The following is a 13,190-nucleotide window of genomic DNA, read 5'->3' as shown; positions in this document are numbered from 1 at the left end:
TCCATCTGGAGTCAAGACATGCCCCCCAAGGGTCGTCAGGGCGCAGCCAAGAAGGTGCGTCGCAAGGAAAAGAAGAACGTCGCTCACGGCCACGCGCACATCAAGAGCACGTTCAACAACACCATCGTCTCGATCACGGACCCCTCGGGCAACGTGATCTCCTGGGCCTCCGCCGGCCACGTCGGCTTCAAGGGCTCGCGCAAGTCCACCCCCTTCGCCGCGCAGATGGCCGCCGAGTCGGCCGCCCGCCGCGCGCAGGAGCACGGCATGCGCAAGGTCGACGTTTTCGTCAAGGGTCCCGGCTCCGGCCGTGAGACCGCGATCCGTTCCCTCCAGGCCACGGGCCTCGAGGTCGGTTCGATCCAGGACGTCACCCCGACGCCGCACAACGGCTGCCGTCCGCCGAAGCGTCGCCGCGTCTGATGCGTCGCGGCCGGTGACGGCCGTGCGTCAGTAGCGTCAGGTCCGGGCGGTACACCTCTTACGGGGCGTACCGCCCGTACCCTTGTTACATCTGTCGGGCATCAAATAGTGGGTGCCCACGACTGAAGGATCACCGCATGCTTATCGCTCAGCGTCCGTCGCTGACCGAAGAGGTCGTCGACGAGTTCCGCTCCCGGTTCGTGATCGAGCCGCTGGAGCCGGGCTTCGGTTACACCCTCGGCAACTCCCTCCGCCGCACCCTCCTCTCCTCGATCCCCGGTGCCGCTGTCACCAGCATCCGGATCGACGGGGTCCTGCACGAGTTCACCACCGTGCCGGGCGTCAAGGAGGACGTCACCGACCTCATCCTCAACATCAAGCAGCTGGTCGTCTCCTCGGAGCACGACGAGCCCGTCGTGATGTACCTGCGCAAGCAGGGCCCGGGTCTGGTCACCGCCGCCGACATCGCGCCCCCGGCCGGTGTCGAGGTGCACAACCCCGACCTCGTTCTCGCCACGCTCAACGGCAAGGGCAAGCTGGAGATGGAGCTGACCGTCGAGCGCGGTCGCGGCTACGTCTCCGCCGTCCAGAACAAGCAGGTCGGCCAGGAGATCGGCCGCATCCCGGTCGACTCCATCTACTCGCCGGTGCTCAAGGTCACGTACAAGGTCGAGGCGACCCGTGTCGAGCAGCGCACCGACTTCGACAAGCTGATCGTCGACGTCGAGACCAAGCAGGCCATGCGTCCCCGTGACGCCATGGCGTCGGCCGGTAAGACCCTGGTCGAGCTGTTCGGTCTGGCGCGCGAGCTCAACATCGACGCCGAGGGCATCGACATGGGCCCGTCCCCGACGGACGCCGCGCTCGCCGCCGATCTCGCCCTGCCGATCGAGGAGCTGGAGCTCACCGTTCGGTCGTACAACTGCCTCAAGCGCGAGGGCATCCACTCCGTGGGTGAGCTCGTGGCCCGTTCCGAGGCGGACCTGCTCGACATCCGCAACTTCGGCGCCAAGTCGATCGACGAGGTCAAGGCGAAGCTGGCCGGTATGGGCCTCGCGCTCAAGGACTCGCCTCCCGGCTTCGACCCGACCGCCGCCGCTGACGCCTTCGGCGCCGACGACGACGCGGACGCCGGTTTCGTGGAGACCGAGCAGTACTGATCGCCTCCGGCGGGGGGTGCCCGGTTTTGAGGGTGCCCCGGGCCGGGGCTGAGGCTTTGTCCTCAATCGCCGGACGGGCTTGATTTTGGCTGATGTCCGGCGGGTGTCGGACGGGCTGGATTTTGGCTGATGTCCGGCGGGTGTCGGACGGGCTTGATTTTGGCTGATGTCCGGCGAACGTCGGACGGGTCGGAGTGTGGCTGATGCCGGACTCCGAGCCCGCACGGCAGCTATGACTTCCGGGAGGCGTCCGCCTCGCGGGAACTGACACCGGTACCTGATACGGCCGGTGCAGCACACAAGGAGAATCACCATGCCGCGTCCCGCAAAGGGTGCCCGTCTGGGCGGCAGCGCCGCGCACGAGCGTCTGCTCCTCGCCAACCTGGCGAAGTCGCTGTTCGAGCACGGCCGCATCACGACGACCGAGGCGAAGGCCCGTCGCCTGCGTCCGGTCGCCGAGCGCCTCGTCACCAAGGCGAAGAAGGGCGACATCCACAACCGTCGCCTGGTGCTCCAGACGATCACGGACAAGAGCATCGTCCACACGCTCTTCACCGAGATCGCTCCCCGATACGAGAACCGCCCCGGTGGTTACACCCGTATCACCAAGATCGGCAACCGTCGTGGCGACAACGCCCCGATGGCGGTCATCGAGCTGGTCGAGGCGCTGACCGTGGCCCAGCAGGCCACCGGTGAGGCCGAGGCCGCGACGAAGCGTGCGGTCAAGGAAGACGCCCTCAAGAAGGACGAGGCCCCCGCGGCCGAGTCCGTCGAGGACGCCAAGCCGGCCGACGACGCGGAGTCGAAGGACGCCTGAGCGTTCTGAGACGGACCACGGGACGGGCCCGCATCTCCCTTCGGGGCGGTGCGGGCCCGTTCTGCTGACCAGGGGAGTCGAGAGGATGACGCGGTGAGTGACGAGGCGGAGCCCGGTTTCGTACGGGTGCGGCTGGACCTGGCCTACGACGGCAAGGACTTCTCCGGCTGGGCGAAGCAGACCAGCCGGCGCACGGTGCAGGGCGAGATCGAGGACGCGCTGCGTACCGTGACCCGCTCCGCGGTGACGTACGACCTGACGGTGGCCGGCCGGACGGACGCCGGGGTGCACGCGCGCGGCCAGGTGGCCCACGTGGACCTGCCCGAGGCGGTCTGGGCCGAGCATGAGGAGAAGCTGCTGCGACGGCTGGCGGGCCGGCTGCCGCTGGACGTACGGATCTGGCGCGCGGCCCCCGCACCCGCCGGGTTCAACGCCCGGTTCTCCGCGCTGTGGCGGCGGTACGCGTACCGGGTGGGGGACCGGCCCGGCGGCGTCGATCCGCTGACCCGGGGCCATGTGCTGTGGCACGACCGGCCGTTGGACGTGGACGCGATGAACGAGGCGGCCGCGTTGATGGTGGGGGAGCACGACTTCGCCGCGTACTGCAAGAAGCGTGAGGGCGCGACGACCATTCGTACGCTCCAGAAGCTGAGCTGGGTACGGGACCCGGCGTCCGGGGTGCTGACCGCGACCGTGCAGGCGGACGCGTTCTGCCACAACATGGTGCGGGCGCTGATCGGGGCGGCGCTGTTCGTCGGCGACGGGCGGCGGCCGGCCGGCTGGCCCGCCGAGGTGCTCGCCGCGAAGGTGCGCGACCCCGGGGTGCACGTGGTGCGCCCGCACGGGCTGACGCTGGAGGAAGTGGCCTACCCGGCCGACGCGTTGCTGGCGGCCCGTGCCGTGGAGGCGCGGAACGTACGGACGTTGCCGGGGGCCGGGTGCTGCTGAGCGTCGCCCCGGTGTGACTCCCGTTCGCCGGAACGGGAGTTCGGCGCCGAGGGTGTCGGCCCGTCAGCCGTTGGGGGCCGCGGCGGCCTGGGAGGCCTGGAGCTGGCCCCGGCGGTGGATCTGGCGGAAGGTGAAGTTCGTCAGGTCCTTGTTGACCGCGTATACGCCCTTGTCGGCGGTGGTGACCCGCTTGCCGTTCACGAAGCCCCCGACGGTGAAGTAGGCGTAGCGCCCGTAGGAGTTGGCGGTGCGCAGGCAGACCGTGCCGCCCCGGCAGAAGGTGTCGACGCCGCCGCCGCTGAGGGAGGCCAGGCCGCCCGAGCTCTGGTCGACGGCCTTCTTCGCGCGGGCCTCCGTCGCGAAGACGGCGATGCCGACGGTGACCGCCACCCCGTCCTTGCGGTAGGTGGCCCGGATGAGCTGGTCGCAACCGTTGTTCGTGAGGACCGAGCCGAGGGCGCCCTGGGTGCCCGCCGTGCACGTCCCGGAGGTGCTCGTCGCGCCCTTGAGGTGGACGCGGTCGCCCATGGTGAGCCTCTTGCCGGGGAAGAACCCCTCCACGGTGATCGGCGCCCTGTCCTTCTCGGCGCTGGAGATGTAGTCCTTGGGGTCCGGCGGGGGCGGCGGTGCGACCGAGGAGAACGAGGGCGCGGGCGCGGAGGTGTCCTCGGGGAGTTCGGCGGGCGCGGGCAACTGGCTCGCGTTCTTGTCCGCCTTGTCCGTGCCGCCGCCGTTCGACGTGACCACGGCCGTGGTCACGATCGCGCCTATCGCCACGGTGGCCAGCGCGCCACCGCCGATCATCATCAGCCTCTTCCGGCGGGCGCGCGCCGCGGATTCCTCCGCCAGCGCCGCCCAGTCCGGAGTCCCGTCGCCCCCGGGCCCCCAGGAGGCCCCCCCTTGCCCAAAGCTCATGCGCGCAGTTTAGAGGGAGACGTAAACCGGTTGGGACAACCGTTCGCGGACCGTGACAATGCTCTGTATGGGACATCTCGAAGCAGGCCACCTGGAGTACTACCTACCGGACGGGCGGGTGCTGCTCGGCGACGCCTCGTTCCGGGTGGCCGACGGGGCCGTCGTCGCGCTCGTCGGGGCGAACGGGGCGGGCAAGACGACCTTGCTGCGGCTGCTCGCCGGTGAGCTCCAGCCGCACGGCGGCACGGTGTCGGTGAGCGGCGGGCTCGGCGTGATGCCGCAGTTCGTGGGCTCGGTGCGGGACGAGCGGACGGTGCGGGACCTGTTGGTCTCCGTGGCCCAGCCGCGCATCCGGGAGGCGGCCAAGGCCGTCGACGCGGCCGAGGAACGCATCCTCACCGTCGACGACGAGGCCGCGCAGATGGCGTACGCGCAGGCGCTGAGCGACTGGGCGGAGGCGCGGGGCTACGAGGCCGAGACGGTCTGGGACATGTGCACCATGGCCGCGCTGGGCGTCCCGTACGAGAAGGCGCAGTGGCGCGAGGTCCGCACGCTCAGCGGTGGTGAGCAGAAGCGACTGGTCCTCGAGGCGCTGCTGCGCGGCCCCGACGAGGTCCTGCTGCTGGACGAGCCGGACAACTATCTGGACGTGCCGGGCAAGCGGTGGCTGGAGGGGAAGCTGAAGGAGACCCGTAAGACGGTTCTCTTCGTCTCCCACGACCGGGAGCTGCTGTCCCGAGCCGCCGAGAAGATCGTCAGCGTCGAGCCGAGTCCGGCGGGCAGCGACGTATGGGTGCACGGAGGCGGCTTCGCCACCTACCACGACGCGCGCAAGGAGCGTTTCGCCCGGTTCGAGGAGCTGCTGCGGCGCTGGCAGGAGGAGCACGCCCGGCTGAAGGCGCTCGTCCTGCGGATGCGGCAGCAGGCGGCGAACAGCCCCGACATGGCGAACCGCTACCACGCGATGCAGACGCGCTTCAAGAAGTTCGAGGAGGCCGGCCCGCCGCCGGAGCCGCCGCGCGAGCAGGACATCAGGATGCGGCTGCGCGGCGGGCGGACCGGGGTGCGGGCGGTGACTTGCAAGGGCCTGGAGCTGACCGGGCTGATGAAGCCGTTCGACCTGGAGATCTACTACGGGGAGCGGGTCGCGGTCCTCGGCTCCAACGGGTCGGGCAAGTCGCACTTCCTGCGGCTGCTGGCCGGTGAGCCGGTGGCGCACACGGGGGAGTGGAAGCTCGGGGCACGGGTCGTGCCCGGGCACTTCGCCCAGACCCACGCGCATCCGGAGCTGCTCGGCAAGACGCTGGTGGAGATCCTCTGGTCCGAGCACGCCAAGGACCGGGGCGGGGCGATGTCGGTGCTGCGGCGCTATGAGCTGGAGCGGCAGGGGGACCAGCCGTTCGAGAAGCTGTCCGGCGGGCAGCAGGCGCGGTTCCAGATCCTGCTCCTGGAGCTGGCCGGCACGACGGCGCTGCTGCTGGACGAGCCCACGGACAACCTGGACCTGGAGTCGGCGGAGGCGTTGCAGGACGGGTTGGAGGTGTACGACGGCACGGTGATGGCCGTCACGCACGACCGGTGGTTCGCGAAGTCCTTCGACCGGTATCTGGTCTTCGGGTCGGACGGGGTCGTGCGGGAGACTTCGGAGCCGGTGTGGGACGAGCGGAGGGTTCAGCGGGTGCGGTGACCTTGGGCGGTCGGCGGCGGGGTGGGGTGCGCGGGGGGTGGGTGCGGTGCGGGGTGCCGTGCGGCGCCGTTGCGGGGGCGCTGCCCCCGGGCCCCCGCGCCTCAAGCGCCGGCGGGGCTGGAAAGGTCGCCTTAAGCGCGGGCGGGGCTGGAAAGGATCGCCTCAAGCGCCGGCGGGGCTAGAAAGGTCGCCTTAAGCGTCGGCGGGGCTGGGTGGTGTGGCGGGGCTGGAAGGGATCGCCTCAAGCGCGGGCGGGGCTGGGATGGTGCTGCAGGGCTGGGAAGGGTGGCCGCAAGCGCCGGCTGGGGTGGTGTGGCGGGGCTGGGAAGGTCGCCTCGAACGCCGGCGGGGCTGGAAAGGTCGCCTTAAGCGTCGGCGGGGCTGGAAGGGATCGCCGCAAGCGCCGGCGGGGGTGGTGTGGCGGGGCTGGGAAGGTCGCCTCGAACGACGGCGGGGCTGGAAGCGCCGGAGTGGTGGGGACGGGGGCGGTGTGACGGGGGCGTTTTGACCCGTGCGGGGGGTCCCGGGTAGGCTCTCGGTTTGTTATACGTATTGGCTTCGTCGTTCTCACGCGAAGGGCCTTACGTAGGTTCCCTGGAGCAGTTACCAGTGGCTCGCATACGGGCAGCGTCCCCGGCGGTTGTGAGCCCCAGCTGCATATCGCTTCAGAGGTGCCGTGTGTCTGGATCCCATCCACTGAAGAAGCGAAGGCTGCGAAGTGCGTACGTACAGCCCCAAGCCCGGCGATGTCACGCGCCAGTGGCACATCATTGACGCTCAGGACATCGTCCTGGGCCGTCTGGCCACCACGGCTGCGAACCTCCTCCGAGGCAAGCACAAGGCGATCTACGCCCCCCACATGGACATGGGCGACTTCGTCATCATCATCAACGCCGACAAGGTTCACCTGTCCGGCAACAAGAAGACCCAGAAGATGGCGTACCGCCACTCCGGCTTCCCGGGCGGTCTCCGTTCGGTGCGCTACGACGAGCTTCTCGCGAAGAACCCCGAGAAGGCCGTCGAGAAGGCCATCAAGGGCATGATCCCCAAGAACACCCTGGGCCGCCAGATGATCTCGAAGCTCAAGGTCTACGCGGGCGACCAGCACCCGCACGCTGCTCAGCAGCCGGTCCCGTTCGAGATCACCCAGGTCGCGCAGTAGTACCGGCCACCCCCTAAGACATACAGAAAGATCTGAGGAGAATCGTGGCCGAGACCACTGTTGAGACGACCGCCGACGACACGGCGGGCACCGAGGGCGAGGAGACCTTCGCCGAGGTGACCACCTTCGAGTCGGAGGTCCCCGTCGAGGGTGAGTACACCTCCGAGTCGCTCGCGGGCCGCTTCGGCGACCCGCAGCCCGCGGCCGGCCTTGGCCGTCGCAAGAACGCCATCGCCCGCGTCCGGATCATCCCGGGCACCGGCAAGTGGAAGATCAACGGTCGCACCCTTGAGGACTACTTCCCCAACAAGGTGCACCAGCAGGAAGTCAACGAGCCCTTCAAGGTTCTCGAGCTCGACGGTCGCTACGACGTCGTGGCCCGCATCTCGGGTGGCGGTGTCTCCGGTCAGGCCGGCGCCCTGCGCCTCGGTGTGGCCCGCTCGCTGAACGAGGCGGACGTGGACAACAACCGCGCCATCCTGAAGAAGAACGGCTTCCTCTCCCGCGACGACCGTGCGGTCGAGCGCAAGAAGGCCGGTCTTAAGAAGGCCCGTAAGGCCCCGCAGTACAGCAAGCGCTAAATATCGCCTGCTCGACTGTCACGTTCGCCCCGGCGGCACACTCTGTGCTGCTGGGGCGTTCGTTTATCAGCGCTCGCGGGCGTATATCGGCATAAGACGTTCATCGGACCAGATGGGATCGCGGCCCGGTGGGCGCCGTCGCGCATCCGGCAGGTCGGTCGCGCCATGCCGTCCGACGCGCCTTTTGCGCTTCTTCCTCGCTTTCGTTGTTTGGTTGCTCAGTTCGTTTCGTTTGCTGTGCAGTGGTTGTTTGTGGTTTCGGAGCACTTCGGAGGACACCAGTGGGACGACTCTTCGGTACGGACGGAGTACGCGGTGTCGCCAACGCCGATCTGACGGCCGAGCTCGCGCTCGGCCTCTCGGTCGCGGCGGCGCACGTACTCGCCGAGGCCGGCACCTTCGCGGGCCATCGCCCGACCGCCGTGGTCGGACGGGATCCGCGAGCCTCCGGAGAGTTCCTGGAGGCCGCCGTCGTGGCGGGACTGGCCAGCGCCGGTGTGGACGTGCTGCGCGTCGGTGTCCTTCCGACGCCTGCCGTGGCGTATCTGACCGGCTCGCTCGGCGCGGACATCGGCGTGATGCTCTCCGCCAGTCACAACGCGATGCCCGACAACGGCGTCAAGTTCTTCGCGCGCGGCGGCCACAAGCTCGCCGACGAGCTGGAGGACCGGATCGAGACGGTCTACGAGCAGCACCGCACCGGTGAGCCGTGGAGCCGCCCGACCGGCGCCGGCGTCGGCCGGGTCACCGACTACACGGAGGGCTTCGACCGGTACGTCGCCCACCTCATCGGCGTCCTGCCCAACCGGCTCGACGGGCTCAAGGTCGTCCTGGACGAGGCGCACGGCGCCGCCGCCCGGGTCTCGCCCGAGGCGTTCGCGCGGGCCGGGGCCGAGGTCGTCACCATCGGGGCGGACCCGGACGGCCTGAACATCAACGACGGCTGCGGCTCCACCCACCTGGAGCTGCTGCGCGCCGCCGTCGTCGAGCACGGGGCCGACCTCGGTATCGCGCACGACGGCGACGCCGACCGCTGCCTCGCCGTGGACGCGGCGGGCGCGGAGGTCGACGGCGACCAGATCCTGGCCGTGCTGGCCCTCGCGATGCGGGACGCCGGTCAGCTGCGCAAGGACACCGTCGTCGGCACCGTGATGTCGAACCTCGGCTTCAAGCTGGCCATGGAGCGCGAAGGCATCCGGCTCGTCCAGACGGCGGTCGGCGACCGGTACGTCCTGGAGTCGATGAAGGCCGAGGGCTTCGCGCTCGGCGGTGAGCAGTCCGGGCACGTCATCGTCCTGGACCACGCCACGACCGGCGACGGCACGCTGACCGGCCTGATGCTGGCGGCCCGCGTCGCCGCCACGGGCCGGGGTCTCGCGGAGCTGGCCGGGGTCATGCAGCGCCTGCCGCAGGTCCTGATCAACGTCCCCGATGTCGACAAGACCCGGGTCGACACCTCGTCCGAGCTGGCCACCGCGGTCGCCGAGGCGGAGCGCGAGCTGGGCGAGACCGGGCGCGTACTGCTGCGCCAGTCGGGCACGGAGCCGCTGGTGCGGGTCATGGTCGAGGCCGCCGACATCGAGCAGGCGCGGGCCGTCGCGGGCCGCCTGGCCGATGTGGTGAAGTCCGCGCTGGGCTGAGCACCCCTTCACCGACCGGCGTACGGGTCCGGCCCGGCGTACGGGTCACGTGCGTACGGAAGCCTCTGGCGGTGTACCTGCCAGGGGCTTCCGCGCGCGCCGGAACCTCAGCAGGGCCTTCTGGAGCAGCAGCGTGAGCATGCCCGCGAGGATGATCCCGCCGAGGTTGGCGAGCAGCTGCTGCCCGGAGCCGATGGTCTGCTGGTAGTCGGAGTAGCTGAACGCGACGGCCGCGTTGGCGGCGGCCGGGACGGTCGTCACCGAGATCGCCACCCCGATCAGCGCCCCGGACTTCGCGGAGGTGAGCGAGAGCGTCCCGGCGACGCCCGCGAGGAACGCCACCACGAACGACATCCAGTCCGGGTGCCAGATGAACCCGGTGTTGGGCCGGGGCTTGTCGATCATCCCGCTGTTGAAGAGGCCGAAGGCGTCCATCAGCCAGGCGAAGCCCGCGGTGATCAGCATCGCCAGCGCGAACCCGCCGATCAGCGCCCACAGCGACCGCGCGACCAGGCGCGGGGCGCGTTGCACCACGGCCGTGGAGATCCCGGCCAGGGGCCCGAACTCCGGGCCGACCGCCATCGCGCCCACGATCAGCACCGCGTTGTCGAGCATCACCCCGCAGGCGGCGAGCATCGTGGCGAGGGCGAGGAAGGAGACGTAGGTGATGGAGAACGTCGACTCCTCGTGCGTCGCCTCCGTCAGCTCCTCCCACAGCACCGCGTCGGCGCCGTCGCCCGGGGCCTCCTCCTCCGCCCGGTCGGCGTGGTCGGAGAGCGTCAGCTCCATGTTCTCCATGGTGATCGACCCGGACCTGTCGATGCCGAGCCGGCGCAGCGCACCGATCAGCTCGTCACCGGCCTCGCGCGCCACGTCGCACATCACCACGTCACCGGCGGGGGAGCGGGCGACGCCCGGCAGGACCACCAGGTGGGCGGTGCCGACGGTCGACTCCAGCAGGGCGGCGACCTCGTCCGTGGTGTCGGCGGGCACGATCAGACGCAGGTGCAGCACGTGGTGGCCGCCCTTCCGGGTGGGAGTGGTCAGCGAGGGCGGAGCGGTCAGAGCTTGCGCAGGGACAGCTTCTGGACCTTGTGGTCCGGCCCCTTGCGGAGCACCAGGGTGGCACGGCCGCGCGTCGGAGCCACGTTCTCCAGCAGATTGGGCTTGTTGATGGTCCGCCACATGGTGCGCGCGTAGTCCAGCGCCTCCTCCTCGGAGACCTGGGTGTACTTGCGGAAGTACGAGGACGGGTCCTGGAACGCGGTGGCGCGCAGCTTGCGGAAACGGTTCAGGTACCAGGTCTCGATGTCCTCGGCGCGCGCGTCCACGTACACGCTGAAGTCGAAGTAGTCGGCGAGCCCGACCCTGGTGCGGCCGTCGCTGCCGGGCAGTGCGGGCTGGAGGACGTTGAGGCCCTCGACGATGAGGATGTCGGGACGGCGCACGGTGAGCCGTTCGCCGGGAACGATGTCGTAGATCAGGTGCGAGTAGACGGGTGCGGTCACCTCGTCCTTGCCCGCCTTGATGTCGGCGACGAAGCGGGTCAGGGCGCGCCGGTCGTAGGACTCCGGGAACCCCTTGCGAGAGGTCAGCCCGCGCGCCTTGAGCTCCTTCATCGGCAGCAGGAACCCGTCCGTGGTCACCAGCTCGACGCGCGGGTGCTCGGGCCAGCGGGCCAGCAGCGCCTGGAGGATACGGGCGCTGGTGGACTTCCCGACGGCGACGCTGCCCGCGACCCCTATGACGAACGGGGTGCCCCGCTGCGCCCCGTGCCCGTTCCCGGCGTCCCCGAGGAAGGTGTTCAGCGCACCGCGCAGCCCGGAGGTGGCCTGGACGTACAGGTTGAGCAGCCGGGAGAGCGGCAGATAGACGTCCCGCACCTCGTCCAGGTCGATGACGTCCCCGAGCCCCCGCAGCCGCTCCACCTCGTCGGCGGTCAGCGGCAGCGGGGTCTTGTCCCGCAGTGCGCTCCACTCGTCGCGCGAGAGGTCGACGTAGGGGGTCGGCGCGTGCTCGGTGCGACGGTGGGGGCTCCGTGCGGGTGAGGTGATCACCTGTTCATTGTTGCGGGAGTTTGAACGGAGTGGGGGGTGGGGTCGGTCACGTGGGTGTGCTGGTGGCGTGGCGGGGCGGGGGAAGGCCGCGGGCCCGGTGTCCGCTCCCCTGTGCCGGACACCGGGCCCGCGCCCGGGTTCTGTACGAGCCGTACGGTCAGGGCTTCTGGCCCTTGGCGTCGACGACGGCGGCCTTGGTCCTCGCAACGTCGATCAGCATGTCTCCACGCTGGTAGACCATGAGTTCACGCCCGCTGGAACTGGGGAATTCGTATGTCCTGGTGACCACGTCGCGCCTTCCCGCGTAGCTGTAGTCGACCGGGTCGATGAGGATCTCGCTCCGGATGTCCTGCCCGTCGTGCTGGCGGGTCACGGCGATGACCCGGCGGCCGGAGGCGTCCCGGATCAGGTGGTCGGTCACCTCGACGCCGTCGACCGTGGCCATCGCCCGGTAGATGCGGGCCAGAGCGCCGGGCGGGATGGGGTACGACTCCAGCAGGACGGACAGGGCGCGGAAGCTGTGCTCGTCCTTGGCTTCGGGGGGGCCGTCGGGCCCGCTGCCGGTGGGGAAGACCTTCCGCAGTTCCGCGAGGAGCGCCTCGGGGGCCTCCGGGAGATCCGCGGCGATCTTGTAGGACTCGCGGGCGGTCCGGTAGTCGGTGTCGGACGCGTCGTTCTCTGCGGCCTTGTCGTCGTACGGGATCCAGGAGGGCCCGGGATCCGGCACTTCCAGGGTGCCCGTCACCTCGGGGTCCGACCCGTCCTTCCTGGTCGGCTGGGCCGGTACTCCGCCTACCTCCCAGAGGTAGATCCACTGGTCCGCCCGCGGCTCCGGGGGCACCTCCTGCCGGTCCAGGAAGTCGGCGGCCCGCCCCAGGGCGGCGGCCGGGCTGGACAGGTCGAGGTCACCCGCCACGGTCGCCGGGGCCGACGGCCGTGGCGCGGGGGTGTCCACGATCTGGGTGATGAACAACGCCGCCGCCGTGATCGCCACCACCGCGCCGAGCGAGGCGATCCGCCAGTCGGCCCGTAGCCTGCGGGAGCTGCGGTTCCTGCCCGCGATGGCGTCGGTCAGGAGTGCGCGGCCGGGGGCGAGGGCGGCGCGGTCGGGGGCGGGGGCGTCGGCGCGCAGCTCCCGCAGTCGGGTCAGTTCGTCCATGACGGGTTCAGCTCCTGTTCGGCCGAGGTGAACGAGGGGTCGGTGCTCAGTGCCTCGCGGACCTTGCGGCGGGCCCGGTTCAGGCGGGATCTGACCGTGCCCAGCGGTATCCGCAGCGCGTCGGCCACCTCCTGGTAGCCGAGGTCCGCCCAGGCGACGAGCAGCAGGACGTGCCGGTCGCCGGGGGAGAGTGAGGCCAGCGCGCCCGCCAGCGGGGCCTGGACGGCCAGCCGGTCGTCCGAGCGGTCGCTCCAGGACGCGGCCACCGGGTCGTGGCCCGTCCGGGCCAGCGCCTTCAGCGCGCGGACCTCGGTACGGCGGTGCTTGCCGATCAGGTTGGCGGCGATGCCGTACAGCCAGGGCCGGGCCAGCCGGTGGGCGGTGTCGTAGCGGCCCCGTGTGCGGAACGCGATGAGGAACGTCTCCGCCGTGATGTCGTCCGCCGCGCCCTCCCCGAGGCGGCGGGCGGCGTAGCGGTGGATGTCCGGGGCGTGCCGGTCGTACAGCCCGGCGAACAGTTCGGGTTCGTCGAGGGACTGCGCGATGACGTCCGCGTCGTCTCTCGCCCGGCCCTCGCCCTCGTGCTCGGTGTCGGGGCGGGCCGGAGGTGGTCCGGTCACTGCGCCTCCAGGGGTGCGTCG

Annotated in this window: 13 protein-coding genes; 8 read left to right on the top strand and 5 right to left on the bottom strand. The window is 70.4% G+C overall.

Annotated elements, in window-relative coordinates; all coding sequences use genetic code 11:
- The first annotated feature begins 18 nt into the window (after positions 1-18).
- The 4 genes from rpsK (at position 19) to truA (ending at position 3,348) form a co-directional block, all read left to right on the top strand.
- Positions 19-423, top strand: a complete 405-nt coding sequence (rpsK, locus tag AC3CH1_RS09545) for a 30S ribosomal protein S11 (RefSeq protein WP_003956432.1) — start codon at positions 19-21, stop codon at positions 421-423.
- A 137-nt stretch (positions 424-560) separates the two neighbouring features.
- A complete protein-coding gene (locus AC3CH1_RS09540) occupies positions 561-1,583 on the top strand; it encodes a DNA-directed RNA polymerase subunit alpha (protein WP_003966937.1) in 1,023 nt (340 codons plus the stop codon).
- Between the two features lie 313 nt (positions 1,584-1,896).
- Positions 1,897-2,400, top strand: a complete 504-nt coding sequence (gene rplQ / locus AC3CH1_RS09535) for a 50S ribosomal protein L17 (RefSeq protein ID WP_018960210.1) — start codon at positions 1,897-1,899, stop codon at positions 2,398-2,400.
- 93 nt (positions 2,401-2,493) lie between these two features.
- Entirely contained in the window at positions 2,494-3,348 is an 855-nt protein-coding gene (gene truA / locus AC3CH1_RS09530) for a tRNA pseudouridine(38-40) synthase TruA (RefSeq protein WP_398068620.1), read from the top strand.
- A gap of 63 nt (positions 3,349-3,411) precedes the next feature.
- Here truA and AC3CH1_RS09525 read toward each other — a convergent pair whose 3' ends face one another.
- Positions 3,412-4,263: a hypothetical protein gene (locus AC3CH1_RS09525; RefSeq protein ID WP_488462523.1), complete on the bottom strand. Its 852-nt coding sequence runs from the start codon at positions 4,261-4,263 to the stop codon at positions 3,412-3,414.
- 67 nt (positions 4,264-4,330) lie between these two features.
- Between AC3CH1_RS09525 and AC3CH1_RS09520 the strand changes: the two genes are divergently transcribed.
- The 4 genes from AC3CH1_RS09520 (at position 4,331) to glmM (ending at position 9,333) form a co-directional block, all read left to right on the top strand.
- Entirely contained in the window at positions 4,331-5,950 is a 1,620-nt protein-coding gene (locus tag AC3CH1_RS09520) for an ABC-F family ATP-binding cassette domain-containing protein (RefSeq protein WP_018960213.1), read from the top strand.
- Between the two features lie 718 nt (positions 5,951-6,668).
- Positions 6,669-7,112: a 50S ribosomal protein L13 gene (gene rplM / locus AC3CH1_RS09515; protein ID WP_007453147.1), complete on the top strand. Its 444-nt coding sequence runs from the start codon at positions 6,669-6,671 to the stop codon at positions 7,110-7,112.
- A 44-nt stretch (positions 7,113-7,156) separates the two neighbouring features.
- The gene (gene rpsI / locus AC3CH1_RS09510; protein WP_397919916.1) at positions 7,157-7,693 is read left to right on the top strand and encodes a 30S ribosomal protein S9; all 537 of its coding nucleotides are present in this window, start codon (positions 7,157-7,159) and stop codon (positions 7,691-7,693) included.
- Between the two features lie 281 nt (positions 7,694-7,974).
- On the top strand, positions 7,975-9,333 hold the full coding sequence (glmM, locus tag AC3CH1_RS09505) for a phosphoglucosamine mutase (protein WP_488462522.1): 1,359 nt from the start codon (positions 7,975-7,977) through the stop codon (positions 9,331-9,333).
- Positions 9,334-9,378: 45 nt separating this feature from the next.
- Here the strand turns inward: glmM and AC3CH1_RS09500 are convergent, their stop codons facing one another.
- The 4 genes from AC3CH1_RS09500 to AC3CH1_RS09485 all read right to left on the bottom strand — a co-directional run bounded on the left by AC3CH1_RS09500 (position 9,379) and on the right by AC3CH1_RS09485 (position 13,169).
- Complete coding sequence (locus tag AC3CH1_RS09500) at positions 9,379-10,347, bottom strand: DUF389 domain-containing protein (RefSeq protein ID WP_488462521.1); 969 nt, start codon at positions 10,345-10,347, stop codon at positions 9,379-9,381.
- Between the two features lie 47 nt (positions 10,348-10,394).
- Positions 10,395-11,390, bottom strand: a complete 996-nt coding sequence (gene coaA, locus AC3CH1_RS09495; RefSeq protein WP_007453141.1) for a type I pantothenate kinase — start codon at positions 11,388-11,390, stop codon at positions 10,395-10,397.
- Positions 11,391-11,547: 157 nt separating this feature from the next.
- Positions 11,548-12,549, bottom strand: coding sequence for a CU044_5270 family protein (locus AC3CH1_RS09490; protein WP_488462520.1), 1,002 nt, complete (start codon positions 12,547-12,549; stop codon positions 11,548-11,550).
- The gene (locus AC3CH1_RS09485) at positions 12,537-13,169 is read right to left on the bottom strand and encodes an RNA polymerase sigma factor (RefSeq protein WP_488462519.1); all 633 of its coding nucleotides are present in this window, start codon (positions 13,167-13,169) and stop codon (positions 12,537-12,539) included. The genes AC3CH1_RS09490 and AC3CH1_RS09485 overlap by 13 nt, the downstream gene beginning before the upstream one ends.
- Positions 13,170-13,190 lie beyond the last annotated feature (21 nt).

This window comes from Streptomyces sp. MGP-P1 (genome assembly GCF_057766565.1).
The sequence above is the reverse complement of the archived record's forward strand: the minus strand, read 5'-3'. Positions and strand labels throughout refer to the sequence as shown.